At 34.4% G+C, this 19,404-nt stretch carries 18 protein-coding genes; 6 read left to right on the forward strand and 12 right to left on the reverse strand.

All coding sequences use genetic code 11. From position 1 onward, the window contains the following. Positions 1-96: 96 nt before the first annotated feature. The 7 genes from ACIQ2J_RS11955 to ACIQ2J_RS11985 form a co-directional block, all read right to left on the reverse strand. On the reverse strand, positions 97-396 hold the full coding sequence (locus tag ACIQ2J_RS11955; RefSeq protein WP_396170087.1) for a HigA family addiction module antitoxin: 300 nt from the start codon (positions 394-396) through the stop codon (positions 97-99). 11 nt (positions 397-407) lie between these two features. Continuing rightward, the gene (locus ACIQ2J_RS11960; RefSeq protein ID WP_396170089.1) at positions 408-689 is read right to left on the reverse strand and encodes a type II toxin-antitoxin system RelE/ParE family toxin; all 282 of its coding nucleotides are present in this window, start codon (positions 687-689) and stop codon (positions 408-410) included. Positions 690-1,483: 794 nt separating this feature from the next. Continuing rightward, positions 1,484-1,876 carry a hypothetical protein gene (locus ACIQ2J_RS11965; protein ID WP_396170091.1) on the reverse strand — a complete coding sequence of 131 codons (393 nt, stop codon included), beginning with the start codon at positions 1,874-1,876 and terminating at the stop codon, positions 1,484-1,486. A gap of 372 nt (positions 1,877-2,248) precedes the next feature. Beyond that, entirely contained in the window at positions 2,249-3,553 is a 1,305-nt protein-coding gene (locus ACIQ2J_RS11970) for an ABC transporter permease (protein ID WP_396170093.1), read from the reverse strand. Positions 3,554-3,618: 65 nt separating this feature from the next. Next, positions 3,619-4,539 carry an ABC transporter ATP-binding protein gene (locus ACIQ2J_RS11975; protein WP_396170095.1) on the reverse strand — a complete coding sequence of 307 codons (921 nt, stop codon included), beginning with the start codon at positions 4,537-4,539 and terminating at the stop codon, positions 3,619-3,621. A 498-nt stretch (positions 4,540-5,037) separates the two neighbouring features. Beyond that, positions 5,038-6,153, reverse strand: coding sequence for a molecular chaperone DnaJ (dnaJ, locus tag ACIQ2J_RS11980; protein ID WP_396170097.1), 1,116 nt, complete (start codon positions 6,151-6,153; stop codon positions 5,038-5,040). Between the two features lie 53 nt (positions 6,154-6,206). Then, positions 6,207-6,818: a nucleotide exchange factor GrpE gene (locus tag ACIQ2J_RS11985; protein ID WP_396170099.1), complete on the reverse strand. Its 612-nt coding sequence runs from the start codon at positions 6,816-6,818 to the stop codon at positions 6,207-6,209. 158 nt (positions 6,819-6,976) lie between these two features. Between ACIQ2J_RS11985 and smpB the strand changes: the two genes are divergently transcribed. Both smpB and ACIQ2J_RS11995 read left to right on the forward strand, forming a co-directional pair. Next, positions 6,977-7,432 carry an SsrA-binding protein SmpB gene (gene smpB, locus ACIQ2J_RS11990; protein ID WP_396170103.1) on the forward strand — a complete coding sequence of 152 codons (456 nt, stop codon included), beginning with the start codon at positions 6,977-6,979 and terminating at the stop codon, positions 7,430-7,432. Between the two features lie 77 nt (positions 7,433-7,509). After that, positions 7,510-8,559 (forward strand): Fic family protein, encoded by a 1,050-nt coding sequence (locus ACIQ2J_RS11995; RefSeq protein ID WP_396170106.1) that lies wholly within the window; start codon positions 7,510-7,512, stop codon positions 8,557-8,559. Positions 8,560-8,599: 40 nt separating this feature from the next. On the opposite strand, the gene ACIQ2J_RS12000 is transcribed toward ACIQ2J_RS11995, so the two are convergent. Beyond that, positions 8,600-9,241, reverse strand: coding sequence for a protein-L-isoaspartate(D-aspartate) O-methyltransferase (locus ACIQ2J_RS12000; protein ID WP_396170108.1), 642 nt, complete (start codon positions 9,239-9,241; stop codon positions 8,600-8,602). Between the two features lie 98 nt (positions 9,242-9,339). Between ACIQ2J_RS12000 and ACIQ2J_RS12005 the strand changes: the two genes are divergently transcribed. The 4 genes from ACIQ2J_RS12005 to ACIQ2J_RS12020 all read left to right on the forward strand — a co-directional run bounded on the left by ACIQ2J_RS12005 (position 9,340) and on the right by ACIQ2J_RS12020 (position 13,553). Further along, complete coding sequence (locus ACIQ2J_RS12005) at positions 9,340-10,308, forward strand: Gfo/Idh/MocA family protein (protein ID WP_396170110.1); 969 nt, start codon at positions 9,340-9,342, stop codon at positions 10,306-10,308. A gap of 3 nt (positions 10,309-10,311) precedes the next feature. Next, positions 10,312-11,316 carry a YhcG family protein gene (locus tag ACIQ2J_RS12010; protein ID WP_396170112.1) on the forward strand — a complete coding sequence of 335 codons (1,005 nt, stop codon included), beginning with the start codon at positions 10,312-10,314 and terminating at the stop codon, positions 11,314-11,316. A 9-nt stretch (positions 11,317-11,325) separates the two neighbouring features. Next, a complete protein-coding gene (locus ACIQ2J_RS12015; RefSeq protein WP_396170114.1) occupies positions 11,326-12,213 on the forward strand; it encodes a 3-hydroxyacyl-CoA dehydrogenase family protein in 888 nt (295 codons plus the stop codon). 95 nt (positions 12,214-12,308) lie between these two features. Further along, entirely contained in the window at positions 12,309-13,553 is a 1,245-nt protein-coding gene (locus ACIQ2J_RS12020) for a DUF1015 domain-containing protein (RefSeq protein ID WP_396170116.1), read from the forward strand. Positions 13,554-13,620: 67 nt separating this feature from the next. Here ACIQ2J_RS12020 and ACIQ2J_RS12025 read toward each other — a convergent pair whose 3' ends face one another. The 4 genes from ACIQ2J_RS12025 to lon all read right to left on the reverse strand — a co-directional run bounded on the left by ACIQ2J_RS12025 (position 13,621) and on the right by lon (position 19,384). Then, a complete protein-coding gene (locus tag ACIQ2J_RS12025) occupies positions 13,621-14,874 on the reverse strand; it encodes a nucleoside permease (RefSeq protein ID WP_396170118.1) in 1,254 nt (417 codons plus the stop codon). Positions 14,875-15,011: 137 nt separating this feature from the next. Beyond that, positions 15,012-15,701 carry a (d)CMP kinase gene (cmk, locus tag ACIQ2J_RS12030; protein WP_396170121.1) on the reverse strand — a complete coding sequence of 230 codons (690 nt, stop codon included), beginning with the start codon at positions 15,699-15,701 and terminating at the stop codon, positions 15,012-15,014. Positions 15,702-15,776: 75 nt separating this feature from the next. After that, on the reverse strand, positions 15,777-16,799 hold the full coding sequence (gene porQ, locus ACIQ2J_RS12035; protein ID WP_396170123.1) for a type IX secretion system protein PorQ: 1,023 nt from the start codon (positions 16,797-16,799) through the stop codon (positions 15,777-15,779). Positions 16,800-16,930: 131 nt separating this feature from the next. Next, positions 16,931-19,384, reverse strand: coding sequence for an endopeptidase La (gene lon / locus ACIQ2J_RS12040; RefSeq protein ID WP_396170125.1), 2,454 nt, complete (start codon positions 19,382-19,384; stop codon positions 16,931-16,933). Positions 19,385-19,404 lie beyond the last annotated feature (20 nt).

Genomic DNA, 19,404 nt, shown 5'->3' on the forward strand with positions numbered 1-19,404 from the left:
GTGTTGTGTGTTGTGTGTTGTAAGTTTACAAAAATACAAAGGGTTTTTTAAATAAGCCGCTTATTTCAAGTGTCTTTTAATGGAATATAAAACCTATTATGCTGCGTTGTTCTCAATTGGTTTGATATTTTCAAAACTAAGTTTATTGGTAGTACTTTCTTCTTCCAAATCATAATCATCTTGGAGTCCAAGCCAAAACTTTGCGCTTGTTCCTAAATATTTAGAAAGACGTAAAGCAGTATCTGCAGTAATTCTGCGATTACCTTTAATAATTTGACTTACTCTTGTTTGCGGAATAAATGTTTCTTTTGACAAGCGATAAGCCGTTATCCCTAATGGATCTAGAAATTCTTCTTTTAAAATTTCTCCAGGATGTATGTTTTTTAAATTTTCCATGATTTTTATATTTAATGATAATCTATAATTTGCACTTCAAAAGCAGTATCGTTTTTCCATTCAAAAATAATTCTCCATTGGTTATTAATTCGTATGCTATAAAACCCAGCTAGATTGCCACTTAATTTTTCAAGATGGTTTGCTGGCGGAATCCTAAGGTCTATTATATTTTGAGAGTTATGGATCATTCTCAATTTTCGTCTTGCAACATTTTGAATTTCACTAGGTAATTTTTTGGATGGTATACCGTTCCAAATTTTTTCCGTTTCTTTATTTCCAAAACTATTAATCACGTTTTAAATATTAAATACTAACGCCAAAGATAAGTATTTATTTTTGAAAACAAAAAAGTGTTTCCTAAAAAAACCACATTGTTTAGATGTGGCTTTAGGTTTAATTTCTTTGTGATAGTGCACTCGAATAGATGCGAAATTTCTAAAAACCTCCACAAAATATCGAAACAACGTGGTTCGCCTCGCTCTTAACGTGGTAAACCACGTATTGAAGGTAATTATCCACGTTGTTTAACGTGGTTAGCCACGTCTTGAATGTGGTAAGCCAGGTATAGAACGGGGATTGCCACGTTACACAACGGGGTAAACCATGTCTTGAACGAGGTGAACCACATTTTTCGCCAAAACTATTGTCTAAAAATGAATATTATTTTACATCCACCCAACTTTAAAAGCAGTCAGGATACTTACCGCTAGGAGAGGGAAATGAAAAGCGGATGTTTCATAAAAAAACCACATTATAAAATGTGGCTTTAGTTTTAATTTCTTTGAGGGCACGAAGTCAGAGACTTCGCGCAGCTGGGTTTCAAAAAAAAACCACATTATAAAATGTGGTTTTAGTTTTAATTTCTTTGAGGGCACGAAGTCAGGAGACTTCGCGCAGCTGGGTTTTAATTTCTTTGTGGGCACGAAGTCAGAGACTTCGCGCAGCGGGGGTACCAGAAAGAACAGGTTTACCTAGTTAGCTTTGGAAGCACAACGAAACCATATCTATTAGTGGTCGGTATTTTATTTAATTTCATGTTTAAGAATTAATCTCTTGCTTGAAAATTTAATGACATCATAATAATTTTCTATTTTATTGGTAGAACAATTCTGTCATTGGGCTCAGCTGACCATTGAACTTGCCAAACACGTCCATCAATTTGGTCAAGCAAAATGAAATTATATATGTTTGTTGTTGGATAAAGGAAAAATCTTCCATTTTTCTCATCTTCTTTTGTAACTCTTGTTATTAGTGATAGTGGAGTTTCAAACTCATTACCTTTTGTAGACCATTGAGCTTGCCACATTTGTCCATTTTTTGTATTCAATTTTATAAATGTATACATGTTTTTTGTACCGAATAGCCTATACTCAACATTACTATCAGTAGAAATATTTTGACTTGGTGTGTCAGATGTACTTTGGGCATATGAAGAAATTGTTGTCAAAGTAATAATTGTTAAAAAGAATAATTTTCTCATCGGTTTCATTGTTTTAATTGCCTTTATATCTATTACGTTTTTTTAGGCTGACCGCTAACATGTATATACTCTATAAAATTCGTCAATCTACCTTTTTTTTCGGTGTATATACGAATGTTTGCATCGCTCTATTTTTCAAATATATACATTATTTTAATTTTATAAAAAGATGCCGCTATTATTTAATTATTGTTTCTTTTGAAATTCTATTTTCACAAAAGACATAACCTACCTAGCCCCGATTGCAGTGGAAATCCTGGCATTGCGATAACGAAAAGTGCAAGTAGATTGCTTCGTGCCTCGCAAGGACAGATTGCAACGAAAAGCGGGAAAGACGTTTACTAAAATGCCCAAGCCATTCGCTACTAATTATTAATATTTAAGCCATTTGTAGAGTTCTTTCCAAGATGGTTTTTTGCCGTACATTAAGATTCCTACACGGTAAATTTTGGAGGCAAACCACACTACTCCGAGGAAGGTGCCAAATAATAAGGTTACGGAAATTGCAATTTGCCACCATGGCACTCCAAACGGAATTCGCATCATCATGACGATTGGAGAGGTTAAGGGTATCATGGAAAATACGGTTGCGATGGTGCCATGGGGATCGTTCATGACGGTGAAAAAACCGATGTAAACTCCTAAAATTAAAGGCATAATGATGGGTAGAAGAAATTGTTGGGAGTCGGTTTCGTTATCGACTGCTGCTCCGATGGAGGCATAAAAGGAACTGTACAGAAAGTAACCGCCAATGAAATAAATGATAAAACAAATTAGGATAGTGGCTATTGGTAGGTTCCAGATTTCTTTTAAATACATTTGCAATTCGCCTCCCATTTGGTGTTGGGCTGCCTGTAGTGCTTGAGTTTCGGCTCCGGAAGTGGCACCCATTTGCACTCCGAAAACGGATGACAAAACGAACATTGCGGTCAAGCCAAGTAGTGCCCAAATGAGAAATTGTAGGATTCCTGCTAAGGAGGTTCCGATGATTTTTCCCATCATTAGTTGGAATGGTTTTACCGAGGAGATAATGACCTCGATAATTCGGGAGGTTTTTTCTTCAATGACGCTGCGCATTACCATATTTCCGTACAAAATGATGAACATCATAATGAGGTAGCCAAAGGCACCGCCAATAATGATTTTGATTTCGTTAAGCCCTTTTAGTGCCGCTTCGCCGGAGGCTTTGGTAAGACTGATGGAAACATTGGCTTTGGCTTTGTTGATTTTTAGGGTATCGAGGCCTTCTCTTTGGAAGTTTTCGGAGGTGATTTTCTTGGCAATAACGTCTTCTAAATCGTTGATATAACTCACACTTGGGCTGTCGCTAGAAATGTATTGGACCTTGTTTTGTAGAGAATCGTTGTTGGCGCTAATAGGAATTACCAACAATCCTTGGTAACTTTCTTTGACAATGCTGTCTTTAAGAATTTTTAAATCGACGCTGGATAAATTAACGTATTTGTATTCTGTATCGCTTTTGAATTCGTTTACAAATCTTCCGGTGGCATCGTGAATTACGATGGTTTTCATTTCGGATTTCATGGTGCTTAAATAGCCCACAAAAACACCAATTCCTACAAACAATAACGGACTTAAAAACGTCATTACGATAAATGATTTATTGCGGACTTTGGCAATAAATTCTCTTCTTATTATTAGTGCTAATTTGCTCATAAATTTTAAATTCCAAATTTTAAATTCCAAATTCCAATGATTTTGGAATTTGAAAATTATTTATTTTATTCGGTTACTGTTTTAATAAAAATATCGTTTACACTAGGGATTTTTTCCATAAAATGGGTTACTTGCCCACGTTGCAATAAAAGCTGTAGTAGTTCATTAGGAGCCGTGGTTCCGAGTTGAATTTCTAGTTTTAGTTCGTCGTTTAGGGATTTGAAATCGGTGGTGGAAAGGGTGAATTTTTGCGATAATTCTTGTACTAAACCTTCGTTGTTTTCGCTAAGAATTCCTACTTCGTAACTGTTGGTTCGGAATTGTTTTTTCACATCGGTTAGTTTGCCTTCAATCAATTTATTCGATTTGTGAATTAAAGCAATGTGGTCGCACATTTCTTCTACGCTTTCCATACGGTGGGTAGAAAAAATAACCGAAGTTCCCTGTTTGTTTAATTCGATAATTTCGTCTTTAATTAAATTGGCGTTTACTGGGTCGAAACCGGAGAAAGGTTCGTCTAGAATTAGCAATTTGGGTTTGTGTAAAACCGTAACCACAAATTGAATTTTCTGTGCCATTCCTTTAGAAAGTTCTTCAATTTTCTTGTTCCACCACCCTTGGATTTCCAATCGTTCAAACCAATATTCGAGTTGGGTTTTAGCATCGTGTTTGGACAACCCTTTTAGTTGTGCCAAATACAAACATTGCTCCCCTACTTTCATTGATTTGTACAAGCCACGTTCTTCGGGCATGTAACCAATGTATTGAACATCTTCTGGTCTTAATGGTTTTCCATCCAAAATAATCTCGCCACTATCGGGCATGGTTATTTGATTGATGATTCGTATTAAGGATGTTTTTCCCGCACCATTTGGACCTAAAAGTCCGTAGATGCTTCCATCAGGAATGGATAAAGAAACTTCGTTAAGGGCAGTGAAATTGCCGTATTGCTTTACTACTTTGTGTACTTCGAGTATGTTGCTCATAAATTGTATTAAATTTCAAATTTAATGGTGGGTTCTATTTTATACCAATTAACACCTAAAAATGTTTTTTTTTCTCGAAAAGACGCTAAGGCGCAATTTATAAAAAATCCTAAGTTTTTTGTGAGAACATTTTAAAAAAAATAGATTAATTATTTTTCCACTTCCAAACCCTCTAGATTGCTTCATCCTTCGCAATGCCAGGAAAGGGAGAAAAGATTGGAGTATATTATATTTATTATTGCAATTGATTTTTGCTTTTGCAATTGATTTTTGCTTTTGCAATTGATTTTTGCTATTGCAATTGATTTTTGCTATTGCAATTGATTTTTGCTATTACAATTGACTTTTGCTATTGCTTTTGATTTTTGACATTGCAATTGTGAATTGTAAATGTAAAGAATTAGTATTTAATTCGATTGTTTTGTTACAAAAAAAACCCACCCTTATTAAGAAACAAGGATGGGAAAAATTGCAAATTAATTGCAAAAAAAAAAAAAATTATGAGAACATGTCTTTTACTTTATCAAAGAAAGATTTGTCTCCCTTTTCAGGATGTGGTATGAAATTTTCATCGGTAAGTGAATTTTCAAAGAAAATACGTTGCTCTTTGTTTAAGGTTTTAGGAGTCCATACATTTACATGTACTAGTAAATCGCCGTTTCCGTAACTGTTTAGGCTAGGGATTCCTTTTCCTTTTAAACGCAATATTTTACCCGATTGGATTCCTTCTTCGAGTTTGATTCGTACTTTTCCGTTTACAGCTTCAATTTCTTTAGAAACTCCTAATGCTGCTTCTGGAAAACTAATGTATAAATCAAAGTGTAGATTTTCACCTTCGCGTTTTAAGAATTCGTGTTCTAATTCCTCAATAGCAACAATTAAATCGCCCGGCACACCGTTTCCAGGAGCATCGTTACCTTTGCTAGAAACTTTAAGTTGCATGCCGTCTACTACTCCTGCGGGAATTTTTATGGATACAGTTTCGTCTTCCATTATCATCCCGTAAGCATCGGCGTTAGTAGGTTTGCTTTCGATAGTTTGCCCAGCACCACCACAAACAGTACAGGTTGCTGCAGATTGCATTCTACCCAAAATGGTATTGGTTACTCTAAGCACTTGCCCTTGCCCATTACACGTAGAACAAGTTTTATATTTTACGCCAGATGCTTGTATTTTACGTTTCACTTTTACCTTTTTCTCCACGCCATTGGCAATTTCTTCTAGGGTAAGTTTCACTTTGATACGCAGGTTGCTTCCTTTTACGCGACGTTGTCCTCCAGAGTTTCCTCCGAATCCACCGCCTCCGAAACCACCACCACCGAAAATATCTCCAAACTGGCTGAAAATATCGTCCATGTTCATGTGGTGACCGCCACCTCCGCCACCGCCACCATCAAAGGCTTGGTGGCCATATTGGTCGTATTTGGCTTTTTTACTTGCGTCACTTAATATTTCATAAGCTTCGGCACACGCTTTGAAATTTTCTTCGGCTGCTGCATTTCCCGGATTTTTATCTGGGTGAAATTCTAACGCTTTTTTGCGGTAGGCCTTTTTTATTTCTTCGGGTGTGGCACTTTTTGAGATGCCTAATATTTCGTAAAAATCTTTTTTCATTTTTAATATTGAATTAAAGTCCCGCTACTGCGCTCGGGGTGACAGTAAAGGAATTAATTTCCTAAAACTACTTTAGGGAAACGAATAATTTTGTCTCCTAATTTGTATCCTTTTTCAAGAACATCTACAATTTTTCCTTTTAAGTCTGCAGTTGGTGCAGGAATTTGGGTGATTGCTTCGGCATAATCGGCATTGAAAGCATCTCCTTTTCTAACTTCTACTTCTTCTAATCCTTTAGAAAAAAGGGTGGATTTAAATTTTTCGTGAATTAATTCAACTCCAAGTAACAAGGCTTTGTCTTCGGATTTAGAAATTTCGGTAAGTGCTCTGTCAAAATCGTCCAAAACTGGCAACATGGCTTGTAAAACTTCTTGGTTGGCAGTTTTAAAGGATTCGATACGTTCTTTGGTTGTACGTCTTTTATAATTTTCGAATTCGGCAAAAAGTCGTAAATGTTTGTCTTTTTCAGTTGCTAAATCTGCTTCTAATTGTTGTTCTAAAGTTAATTCTACTTCAGGTTCAACTCCTGTAGCACCATTAACTGAAGGATTTTCTTCGGTTAGGTTTTCTTCTGTTGGAAGGTTAGTTTCGTTTTCAACAATTTCTTTATCCGTTTTGTCCGTACTCATCGTGCTTTTGTTTTTAAATATGTCTTTGAAGTTCATGGCTTATTTTATTCCGATTTATCGGATTGCAAAAGTACTGCCATTTCTGTAAAAATGTCAAATTGTCACTTATTTTTTGAAGTTGCATTCGAATCTGATTTTTATTCTTGTTTTTTTTACTTTTTGTTTCATTAATTTGTTAGTACTTTTGTGGCATAATGATAAAAGTTGCCAACATACTTAACAAGAGAGCCAAATTTGATTATGAAATAATCGAAACGTATTCGGCTGGAATTGTTTTAACTGGTACCGAAATAAAATCTATCCGATTAGGAAAAGCTCAAATTGCGGAAAGCTTTTGCGAATTTAGCAATGGGGAACTTTTTGCAATCAATACTTATATAGAAGAATACGCCTTCGGAAATCAATTCAACCATAAATCGAGAAGCGAACGCAAACTATTATTAAACAAAAAAGAACTAAAATCACTTGCCCGAAGTGTTGAATCTAAGGGTTTAACTATAGTTCCTCTTAGATTATTTACTAACGAAAAAGGTCTTGCCAAACTTGAAATTGCACTTTGCAGAGGTAAAAAAACCTATGACAAACGGGAATCACTAAAAGAGCAAGACACCAAACGCGACTTAGCGCGAATTAAAAAAGATTTTAATTAATTTTGATAAAAAAGTATAATATTTTTTTTGTTCAAATAATTATGACTAAATTTGTCAAGAAATAAAAAGTCATCAAAATGAAAACTTTATTAAAAAATGCAAGAGAACAAAAAAACATTAAAACTCGTGAGTTAGCACAACTTATTGGTATTGATCAAGCATTGATAAGTAAATTTGAAAATGGAACTAGAAAACCAACCCGTGACCAAGTTGCTAAATTGGCACAAGTTTTAGAAATAGATTATGAAACCTTAATGGTGTTATGGCTTAAAGAAAGAATACTGTATGAAATTGGCGATGATAATTTAGCACTAAGAGCCATGAATATGGTTAGTGAAGCTATTGAAAACAGTTATATCTCCCGAAAATCTATAATTTCTAATAATTTAAAAAGGATACTAGATGAAATTGACACTCTAAAAGCTTCTTTAAATAATTTTAGAGAGTTGGATAGTTTTAGAATTGCACAAGCATTAGAACTAGAATACACCTTTGAAAGCAACCGCATTGAAGGGAACACACTTACCCTCAGAGAAACTGATTTGGTAATTAATGAGGGGTTGACAATTTCTGGGAAAAGCATGCGGGAGCATCTAGAAGCCATTAACCACGTAGAAGCTGTTGCTTATATTAAACAATTAATAGAACGCAATTTTTCTTTTAATGAACGAGAACTTCTTTCGGTTCATAACTTGATATTAAGAGGAATTATTCCGGAAGATGCTGGTCGTTACCGAAAAGTTCAAGTAATGATAAAAGGTAGTAGTCACATGCCACCACAACCTTTTTTAGTACCAAAGCAAATGGAAGATTATTTCCTTTGGATGGAAGAAAATAAAAGTAAATTACATCCTGTTATTTTAGCAGCTGAAATGCACGAGCGTTTAGTAACTATTCACCCTTTTATTGATGGCAATGGCAGGACTTCTAGATTAATAATGAACTTGATATTATTGCAAAATGGCTATGTAATTGCCAATATTAAAGGGGATTATGAAACTAGAATGCAATATTATCAATCGCTAGAAACGGCACAAACATCAGGCAATAAAGAAGATTTTCTTCTTTTGATTGCTCAAATTGAAAAAGAGTGTATGCAACGTTATTTAGATATTATTAGCAAATAAAAAACCCATCCTGTTACGATTTACAGTGATGGGTTTTGGTTTAATTTTTATTTTCTAATAAAGGGACGAATTTAAAATCTCCAAGTTCGTGTTTTTCAAATTGAGTTTCATTTTTTCGGATGAGCATCGTCATAATTTGATCTTTTTCGCCTACCGGAATTACGAGCTTCCCTCCTATTTTTAATTGTGCCATTAGGGCTTGTGGAATTATTGGAGCTCCTGCCGTAACAATAATACTATCAAATGGAGCATGATTTGGCAAGCCTTTATAGCCATCGCCAAACGATAAATGTTTTGGTCGAATTCCTAATTTTGGTAATAAAGCAGAAGTCGATTTAAACAATTCATTTTGACGTTCTACTGAATATACTTTAGCACCAAGCAAACATAAAACTGCAGTTTGATAGCCACTTCCAGTTCCAATTTCTAATATTTTTTGATCTTTTTTTACTTCCAAAATTTGAGTCTGATAAGCAACAGTATAGGGCTGTGAGATCGTTTGCCCAGCACCAATAGGAAATGCCTTATCTTGATAAGCAAAATCTTCAAAGCTGGAATTTAAAAATAAATGACGCGGGATTTTCTTAATGGCTTCCAACACATTTTTATCGATAATCCCTTTATCTTCTAGGATTTTAGCTAATTGATTTCGTAGTCCTTGGTGCTTATTCGTATCTTTCAATTTGATTGTAATTATTATTCTGTAAAAATAGAAAACAAATTATCAATTATCAATTACCAATTATCAATTAATTACTATTTTTGATAAAATTTAATTTTATGCTTAAAGTTGGCGTTTTAGGTGCCGGTCACCTGGGAAAAATACATCTACGATTATTACAACAATCGGACAAATACGAATTGGTTGGTTTTTATGATGAAAATCAAGAAAACGGAGCCAAAATTGCTACCGAATTCGGATACAAACAATTTGAAACCATTGCTAAGTTAATTCATGCTGTGGATGTTATTGATATTGTAACCCCTACCCTTTCGCATTACAAATGTGCCAAAGTTTCCATTAAATCGGGGAAGCATGTTTTTATTGAAAAACCAATTGCTACTACTGTAGCTGAAGCGGAGGAAATCATTGCTTTATCAAATGAATATAATGTAAAAGGACAAGTTGGTCATGTGGAGCGTTTTAATCCTGCATTTACTGCTGTGAAAGACATGATTGAAAGTCCGATGTTTATTGAAACCCATCGTTTGGCCGAGTTTAATCCTCGTGGAACTGATGTTCCTGTGGTTTTAGACTTGATGATTCACGATATTGATGCCATTTTAAGTGTGGTAAAATCCAAAGTGAAGGCAGTTCACGCAAGTGGTGTATCGGTTTTGAGTCAATCACCAGATATTGCAAATGCTCGAATTGAATTTGAAAATGGTTGCGTAGCCAACATTACTTCTAGTAGAATTTCGATGAAAAACATGCGTAAATCGAGGTTTTTTCAAAAGGATGCTTATATCTCTGTAGATTATTTAGATAAGATTTGTGAAGTAGTAAAAATGAAAGAAGCTCCAGAAGTTCCTGGAGATTTTGATATGATTTTACAAAATGCCGAAGGCGAAAAGAAACAAATTTATTTTGCAAATCCAGAAGTGGAACCTAACAATGCCATTTTAGATGAATTGGAATCTTTTGCTGATGCCATTACTAATAATACTACTCCTATAGTTACTTTACAAGACGGAACGGAAGCACTTCGAGTGGCGTATATGATTATTGATAGTATGAATGAAAAATAAAAAATGAATCTTTCCCAAAACCTAATACATGAAATTAAATCTTTAATAGCTCAAGCTAAAGAAGGTGCAATTCGTTCGGTAGATCATCATCGAACAGTAATGTATTGGCATATTGGCGAACGTATTTTTAACGAAGAACAACAAGGAAAAGATAGAGCAGATTATGGTAATTATTTAATAAAATATTTATCTGAACAATTGCAACCAGAATATGGAAGTGGATTTTCTTATCGCCAATTGCATCGATACAGACAGTTTTATAGAATGTTTCCAATTGTGTCCACACTGCGGACACAATTGAGTTGGTCTCACTACAAATTGCTTTTAAGTATTGACAATGAAGACAAAAGAGAATATTATATTGCCGAAACCAGTAAAAATAATTGGTCCGTTCGTCAAATGGAACGACAAATAAACAGCCAATTATTTGAACGATTATTGTTGAGTAATGACAAAGAAAGCGTTTTGGCTGTTGCCAGAAATGAAGTCATTCCAACCAATCCAAATGAGATCATTAAAGATCCATTAGTATTAGAATTTTTAGGATTAAAACGTGAAAGTGCTTATTATGAAAAAGATTTTGAACAAGCAATAATCACCAATCTTCAAGATTTTCTTTTAGAATTAGGAAACGGCTTTTCATTTGTTGCAAGACAAAAAAGAATTCATTTAGATGGAGATGAGTTTTTTATAGATTTAGTTTTTTATAATAGATTATTACAATGCTTTGTTATATTTGAAATCAAAACTCATAAATTAACACACGAAGATTTAGGTCAACTTCAAATGTATGTGAATTATTATGACCGAGTTGAAAAAGTAGATCACGAAAAACCAACTATTGGAATTTTACTTTGTGCAGATAAAAACGATGCTGTTGTAAAATACTCACTACCAGAAAACAATAATTCCATTTTAGCAAGTCAATACCAATTATACCTTCCAACAGAAGAACAATTATTGACAGAAATTAGAAAAGAAATAGAAATTTTAAAACAAAAAAACTAAACAAAAATAATGAAAACAATAGCAGTAATAGGTTCAGGAACAATGGGCAACGGAATTGCGCATACCTTTGCACAAAGCGGATTCACCGTTAAACTTATCGATATTTCTGAAAAATCTTTAGAAAAAGGAATGGCAACCATTGCTTCTAACCTAGACAGAATGGTTGCAAAAGGAACCATCACGGAAGAAGACAAACATAAAACCATTGGAAACATAATTACGTACACCGATATTAAAGATGGTGTGGTTGGAACCGATTTAGTAATTGAGGCCGCTACTGAAAATGTCGCTTTAAAACTAAATATCTTCAAACAATTAAGTGAAATTTGCGACCCTAATGTAATTTTGGCAACCAATACTTCGTCTATTTCCATTACTCAAATAGCAGCTCAAGTGGTACATCCTGAAAGAGTTATTGGAATGCACTTTATGAATCCTGTGCCAATTATGAAATTGGTAGAAATTATTCGTGGGTATTCAACTTCTGATGATGTGACTAAAATTATTATGGATTTATCTGTGAAATTAGGAAAAACTCCAACCGAAGTTAACGATTATCCAGGATTTGTGGCAAACAGAATTTTGATGCCCATGATTAACGAAGCAATTGAAACGTTATACAACAAAGTAGCAGGTGTTAACGAAATTGATACCGTAATGAAACTCGGAATGGGACACCCAATGGGGCCTTTACAACTAGCCGATTTCATAGGATTGGATGTATGTCTTTCCATCCTAAATGTTATGTACGACGGATTCAAAAATCCAAAATATGCTCCTTGCCCACTGTTAGTAAATATGGTTATGGCAGGAAAACTTGGAGTAAAATCAGGAGAAGGTTTCTATGATTATGCTGAAAGTAAAAAAGCAGAGAAAGTTTCTAAACAGTTTAAATAAGAGTGCTCAGTATACAGTGTTCAGTGTTCAGTTTGGATACTGAACACTGATAACTGAACGCTGATCACTGAACACTTATCACTGAACACTAAATTATGTCCAAAATAATTCCCTTCCAAGCTGTTCGTCCTACACCCGATAAAGTAGCGCTGGTAACGTGTAGAAACTATGATGATTATTCCCCTGCTGAACTTGCTTCGTGGTTGGATTTTAATCCGTATTCGTTTTTACATGTCATTAATCCGGCATATGTGCATTCGCAAAAAATTACTTTAGACAAGCGTTTTAAAGGGGTTGCTCATAAATACCAAGATTTTAAAAATGAAGGTGTCTTTTTAGAAGATGAAAACCCTGCTTTCTTTTTGTATCAAATTCAAACTAAATCGCAATCTTTTACGGGTATTGTTGCTGGGACTTCTATAGAAGATTACAAAAATAATACCATCAAGAAACACGAAGATACTTTGCAATATCGGGTAGAATTATTTAAAGATTATTTACAACAAACTGGATTTAATACCGAACCTGTTTTAATTACTTATCCAGATAATTTGGAGATAAATAACTGGATTTCTGAAAAGAAAAAAGAACAACCTATTTACCATTTTTCTACTACCAATAAAGAAAAACATACCCTCTGGAAAGTAGATTCGGAAACAGAAATAAATTGGTTGCAAAAACAATTTGAAACCATTCCCGAGTTATATATTGCCGATGGACACCACCGCTCGGCATCTGCAGAATTGTTATACGATCAAAACAAGACTTTAGATAATGGAAAACTAAATTATTTTATGAGTTTTTTAATTGCCGAAAGCAATGTGAAAATTTATGAATTCAATAGAATTGTTCGGGATTTGAATGGCAATTCTAAAGAAGATTTTATGGATAAATTATCCGAACATTTCATTCTACTATCCAAAGAACAAGAATTGTGGAAACCACAAAGTAAGTTTGAATTTGGAATGTATTTGGACGGTAGTTTCTATGCATTATTTTACAAACAGGGGAACAATGGCAATTTCAATGACAAGAACAACAACAAAAATGAAATTCTTGAAAATCTGGATGCCCAAATTTTATACGATAAAGTCTTGCAACCCATTTTAGGAATTGAAGATTTACGAAACGACGAGCGTATTGAATATATCCCTGGGAAACAATCCATACTAACTCTAAAAGAATTAGTAGACGAAGGCGAATTTGAAGTTGGCTTTATGTTATATCCTTCCGATATTTCTGAAATCAAATCCTTGGCTGACAACAATTTAATTATGCCTCCAAAAAGTACTTATATTGAACCAAAGTTCCGAAGTGGACTGATGGTATATGAATTGTAAAATTATAACGCTTAAAAATAAAATCAAAAAACCCGATAAATATTAATTATCGGGTTTTTTGATTCTGTTAATGACTCACATTTGCCACTTCTTCCGGATTGTGTTTGTGTTTAAAGAAAACTGCAAACAAAACTGCAATTATTAAGGCATATCCTGAAAAGGCTAGCCATATTGTATGCCAATCTCGCATTCCGTCATGGGTAAAGAATTTATCAATAACTATTCCGCTTAACAATCCGCCAAAGAATGCTCCAAATCCGTTGGACATCATCATAAACAAACCTTGTGCCGAAGAACGAATTTTAGAATCGGTAGTTGTTTCTACAAACAACGAACCCGAAATGTTAAAGAAATCAAACGCCATTCCGTAAACAATACAAGAAAGAATAATCATCCACAAACCATCTACTGGGTTTCCATAAGCAAATAATCCAAAACGCAATACCCAAGCCAACATCGAAATTAACATAACTTGTTTGATTCCGAATCGTTTCAAGAAAAATGGAATTGCCAAGATAAATAACGTTTCTGATATTTGAGAAATCGACATAATGATAGTCGAGTATTTTACTACAAATGAATCGGCATATTGCGGAACTTTAGAAAATTCAGATAAATACACATCGCCATACATATTGGTTAATTGCAAGGCACCTCCAAGAAACATGGAGAAAATAAAAAACAATGCCATTTTGTAAGTTCCAAATAATTTAAAGGCATTTAATCCTAATTTTTCTACTAAAGAAGCATCGGTTGCAATTAATTTTTGTGGTGGACATTTAGGCAGTGTAAACGAATAAATACCTAATACAAATGCTGCAATCGCCGAAAGATAAAACATGTTGTAAGATGCTTTATTTCCGGTTAAGTTGGTTATCCACATGGCAGAGATAAATCCGATAGTTCCCCAGACGCGTATAGGAGGAAAAACCTTAACTACATCGTATTTATTGGTTTTTAGTATATTATAAGCGATTGAATTGGATAAAGAAATAGTTGGCATATAGCACAACATTGCTGCAAAAATAACATAATAAAAAGTGGTTGGATCCTCCACTTGTGGAAGATACAACAACGCCATACCTCCTAAAATATGTAAAATTCCATACAATTTTTCGGCATTAATCCACTTATCGGCAATAATACCGGTCACAGCAGGCATAACAATAGACGACAATCCTAAGGTAGAAAAGATAGCTCCAAATTCGGCACCACTCCAGTGTTTTGTTCCAAACCAATAATTTGCAACGGTAATTAACCAAGCCCCCCATACGAAAAATTGCAGGAAACTCATTAAAGTTAATTTGAACTTTATAGTCATAATAGTGTTAGGTTTTTGTAAATAGATTGTAAATCTACTATTATTATCTAAATTTCCAAATGAGATATCCCAAATTCCAAAAAATTATATTAAATGATTTTTTGGAAATTTGGGATTTGAAATTTAAATATTGTGGTTTAGATGTTAATTATTTCTTCAACCAATTCTAAAACTGCATCAAATTGCTCTTCTCGGGTCAAATACGAATTGTCAATTTCTATAGCATCTTCAGCCATTATTAAGGGAGAATCGTCTCTATGGGTATCTATATAATCGCGTTCTTGTACATTTGCTAATACTTCTTCATAAGTTACAGCATCGCCTTTGGCTTCCAATTCGTCAAATCGTCTTTGAGCTCGCGTTTCTGGACTAGCAGTCATGAATATTTTCAATTCGGCATCCGGAAAAACTACAGTTCCAATATCCCTTCCATCCATTACAATGGCTTTGTTCTTACCCATTTCTTGTTGTTGTTCCACCAATTTGGCTCGAACTTCCGAAATTTCAGCAATTTTACTCACAAAACTAGAAACGGCAATAGTTCGGATTTCTTTTTCGACATTCACCTCGTTCAAATACATTTCGGCAAAACCTATATCGGCATTGAACTGGAAATGTAATTTAATACTTGGAAGACTATTAATTAAAGATTCTTTATCTAAGAAATCTTTAGAAATATAGCCGTTTTCCATTGCAAATAAAGCAATGGCACGATACATAGCACCGGTATCTACATAGATATATCCTAAATGTTTGGCTAATTGTTTGGCTAAAGTACTTTTCCCTGTAGAAGAAAAACCATCAATGGCAATTGTAATTTTTTTCATATTTTTATGCTGCAAAGTCGCTAAAGACTGCGTTTTATTTTTACAAAGATAAGTAAGGAAAGTAGAAACTAAAACCTAATCTTGAAAATTCATGGTCAAGCCAAAAAGACTCGTGTTTCCTGCTAAAGAATATCTGGAATAGGAATAATTGAATTTGATAGTTCCCATTTTCAATCCGAAACCTAAAGATATCCCAGAGAAATTACGTTGGTCTACCACTCGAAGTTCTTCGGCACGTCGGAAATTATAACCAAAACGTAAATTAAATGCTTTTTTAGGAAACATCTCAACTCCAAAAACCACGTGGCGAAGCGCATTGTTCATAAAACCAACTTTTTCAGGAGTAACAGATCCATCGATACTTCCAATGGCTCTATTAGGATTGGAAAAGCCAATATTCCATTGTTGTAGATTTTCTAAAGTTAAATGCCATCGCACCGGAACATTCTCTACTTCTTGCGAAACCCCTACCAAAACTTCTAAAGGTAATTTTTCTTTTGTTCCCGAATAAGTAGTTATTTGAGTTCCGATATTCCGAACTACCAAAGCCCAATTTACATCGTTTCGTCTATCAATAAATAAAGCACCTAAATCGGCTGCAGCTCCATAAGAAGTATAAGTTTCTAGTGAAGAAGATATAAATTTGGCATTACCACCAAAATAAAAATCGGTATACGGAACGTTATAAGAATATCCCATTGAAAGTGCCATTTCGCTGCCTGTAAAAGAAGAGGTTGCAGTTCCGTTTTCATCATAACCATCCAATTTTCCATAATTTACATAATTCACACCAACATGCAAAGTTTGCAAATGACGATCGTAGGTATAAGCATAAGCAGCAGTCCCATAGGTAACGGCACCAAAATAACTACCATAATTTACAGCCAGATGGTTATCCATTTCCGGATTGATAGTTGCGGGATTAAAATGTGCTTGGTTGACATCTTCGTCAAAAATTGTTAAGACTTTTCCTCCTAAAGCTGCTTGCCTTGGCGATGTAACCAAATTTAGAAATTGGTATACCGATTTACCTCCTATTTGTCCATAACTAATGGCACAAAAAAGCAATACAAAGGAGATAAATAGTTTTTTAATCATACTAAAATCGGTACTAAACTTAACCTATAACGAGAATGCGAAGATATTATTTTTAAAGTTAAGACAAAAGTGAAAATAAAAAAGGCATGGGAGTAAAATTCTCATGCCTTTTGGATTCTATTTAGTGCTTACTAATCTATTATTTTAGCGTTTTTAACCTTTTCGTTAGTTAATGCAATGGCAATAACTTCACTCATTTCTTTTACATAATGAAAGGTCAATCCTAGCAAATAATCAGCTTTTATTTCTTCTATATCGCTTTTATTCTCCTGGCAAAGGATGATTTCTTTAATGTTGGCTCTTTTAGCCGCAAGGATTTTTTCTTTAATTCCACCTACTGGTAAAACTTTTCCACGAAGGGTTATTTCGCCGGTCATCGCTAATCCTTTTTTGATTTTGCGTTGGGTATATAAAGAAACCATAGAGGTTAACATAGCAATTCCAGCACTAGGTCCGTCTTTGGGTGTTGCTCCTTCTGGAACGTGAAGATGAATATTATATTTAGATATTACGTCTGGATTTAATCCGAAGATTTCAGCATTTGCTTTAATATATTCCAATGCAATTGTTGCCGATTCTTTCATAACCGTACCTAAATTACCAGTTAAGGTAAGAGTTCCTTTTCCTTTGGAAATCAAGGATTCAATAAAAAGAATATCACCTCCTACAGAAGTCCAAGCTAAACCAGTAACAACTCCAGCAACCTCATTTCCCTCCGATTTATCGCGTTCTAATTTTGGAGCACCGAGAATTTTTACAATATCTTCATCGGTTACTTTTTTATTATATTCTTCCTCCATTGCAACCGATTTGGCAGCATTTCGAATTACTTGTGCAATCTTTTGTTCCAAACTTCTAACTCCCGATTCACGAGTATATCCTTCTACAATTTTTTCAAATTGTTTTTTCCCAATTGTTAAATTTTTGGAAGTTAATCCGTGCTCTTTTAATTGTTTTGGAAATAAATGTTGGCGTGCAATTTCTACTTTTTCTTCGGTGGTGTAACCGGTCATATTGATTACTTCCATTCTATCTCTCAAGGCAGGCTGAATGGTTGACATGGAATTAGACGTAGCAATAAACATCACTTTTGATAAGTCGTAACCCAATTCAAGGAAATTATCGTAGAACGAATTATTTTGTTCTGGATCCAATACTTCTAACAATGCCGAAGACGGATCGCCTTGATTGCTAACGGAAAGTTTGTCTATTTCATCCAATATAAATACCGGATTGGAAGTCGTTGCTTTTTTAATACTTTGAATAATTCTACCAGGCATAGCACCAATATAGGTTTTTCTATGTCCGCGAATTTCTGCTTCATCTCGCAATCCACCTAAGGAAATACGAACGTATTCTCTGCCTAAAGCCTGAGCAACCGATTTTCCAATGGAGGTTTTTCCAACTCCTGGAGGTCCTGTCAAACATATAATTGGTGATTTCATATCGTTACGCAATTTCAAAACTGCTAGATGTTCAATCATTCGTTTTTTAACATCTTCTAGTCCAAAATGGTCACGATCTAATATTTTTTGAGCATGTTTTAAATCGAAATTATCTTTTGAATATTTGTTCCACGGTAAATCTAAAAATAAATCTAGATAGTTTCTTTGGATGCCAAAATCAGGTGCTTGCGGATTCATGCGTTGCATTTTGGAAAATTCTTTTTCAAAATGTTTTTGCGTTTTATCGTCCCATTTCTGGGTTTTGGCACGTAAACGCATTTCTTCAAATTCTTGCTCGTTAGAAACTCCTCCCAATTCTTCTTGGATGGTTTTCATTTGTTGGTGCAAGAAATATTCGCGTTGCTGTTGGTCTAAATCAAATCGAACTTTAGATTGGATATCGTTTTTCAACTCCAATTTTTGCAACTCTACGTTCATATAACGCAAGGTTTCTAAAGCTCTTTCTTTAAGAACGTGCATCATTAATAAATTTTGTTTTTCTTCTACAGAAAGATTCATGTTAGAAGAAACAAAATTGATTAGAAACGATTGGCTCTCAATATTTTTTATTGCAAAAGTTGCTTCGGTAGGAATATTCGGACTTTCGCGTATAATTTCAATTGCTAATTCTTTAATTGAATCTACAATTGCAGAAAATTCTTTGTCGTTCTTTTTAGGACGTTTTTCAGGAACTTCCTTAATAGCAGCAGTAATATAGGGTGTTTCTGAAATAACCGAATCAATTTCAAAACGTTTCTTTCCTTGAAGAATTACGGTAATATTTCCATCAGGCATTTTTAAAACACGAAGAATTCTAGCAACAGTTCCCACATGGTGGATGTCGTTTTTAGTTGGGTCTTCGTCTTCTTCATTTTTTTGTGCAACTACTCCAATAATTTTATTCCCTGCGTAGGCCTCATTTATTAACTTGATCGATTTATCTCTGCCAGCAGTAATCGGAATTACTACTCCTGGAAATAAAACAGTATTTCGTAAAGGTAAAATTGGTAAGGAATCTGGAAGTTCTTCGTTGGTCATTTCCTCTTCATCTTCCGGAGTTAAAAGCGGAATTAACTCTGCTTCGGAATCAAATTCTTGAAGTGACAAACTGTCAAAAGTTATAATTTTTTGGTTTGACATAGTATAAATTAAGTCAATAT

This window comes from Flavobacterium sp. (assembly GCF_044357305.1).
Taxonomy (GTDB): Bacteria; Bacteroidota; Bacteroidia; order Flavobacteriales; family Flavobacteriaceae; genus Flavobacterium.

Coding starts and splice junctions, on each gene's coding strand:
- ACIQ2J_RS11955 (WP_396170087.1), bottom strand. CDS start 396: ATGGAAAATTTAAAAAACATACATCCTGGAGAAATTTTAAAAGAAGAA.
- ACIQ2J_RS11965 (WP_396170091.1), bottom strand. CDS start 1,876: ATGAGAAAATTATTCTTTTTAACAATTATTACTTTGACAACAATTTCT.
- ACIQ2J_RS11970 (WP_396170093.1), bottom strand. CDS start 3,553: ATGAGCAAATTAGCACTAATAATAAGAAGAGAATTTATTGCCAAAGTC.
- ACIQ2J_RS11975 (WP_396170095.1), bottom strand. CDS start 4,539: ATGAGCAACATACTCGAAGTACACAAAGTAGTAAAGCAATACGGCAAT.
- dnaJ (WP_396170097.1), bottom strand. CDS start 6,153: ATGAAAAAAGATTTTTACGAAATATTAGGCATCTCAAAAAGTGCCACA.
- ACIQ2J_RS11985 (WP_396170099.1), bottom strand. CDS start 6,818: ATGAACTTCAAAGACATATTTAAAAACAAAAGCACGATGAGTACGGAC.
- smpB (WP_396170103.1), top strand. CDS start 6,977: ATGATAAAAGTTGCCAACATACTTAACAAGAGAGCCAAATTTGATTAT.
- ACIQ2J_RS11995 (WP_396170106.1), top strand. CDS start 7,510: ATGAAAACTTTATTAAAAAATGCAAGAGAACAAAAAAACATTAAAACT.
- ACIQ2J_RS12005 (WP_396170110.1), top strand. CDS start 9,340: ATGCTTAAAGTTGGCGTTTTAGGTGCCGGTCACCTGGGAAAAATACAT.
- ACIQ2J_RS12010 (WP_396170112.1), top strand. CDS start 10,312: ATGAATCTTTCCCAAAACCTAATACATGAAATTAAATCTTTAATAGCT.
- ACIQ2J_RS12015 (WP_396170114.1), top strand. CDS start 11,326: ATGAAAACAATAGCAGTAATAGGTTCAGGAACAATGGGCAACGGAATT.
- ACIQ2J_RS12020 (WP_396170116.1), top strand. CDS start 12,309: ATGTCCAAAATAATTCCCTTCCAAGCTGTTCGTCCTACACCCGATAAA.
- ACIQ2J_RS12025 (WP_396170118.1), bottom strand. CDS start 14,874: ATGACTATAAAGTTCAAATTAACTTTAATGAGTTTCCTGCAATTTTTC.
- cmk (WP_396170121.1), bottom strand. CDS start 15,701: ATGAAAAAAATTACAATTGCCATTGATGGTTTTTCTTCTACAGGGAAA.
- porQ (WP_396170123.1), bottom strand. CDS start 16,799: ATGATTAAAAAACTATTTATCTCCTTTGTATTGCTTTTTTGTGCCATT.
- lon (WP_396170125.1), bottom strand. CDS start 19,384: ATGTCAAACCAAAAAATTATAACTTTTGACAGTTTGTCACTTCAAGAA.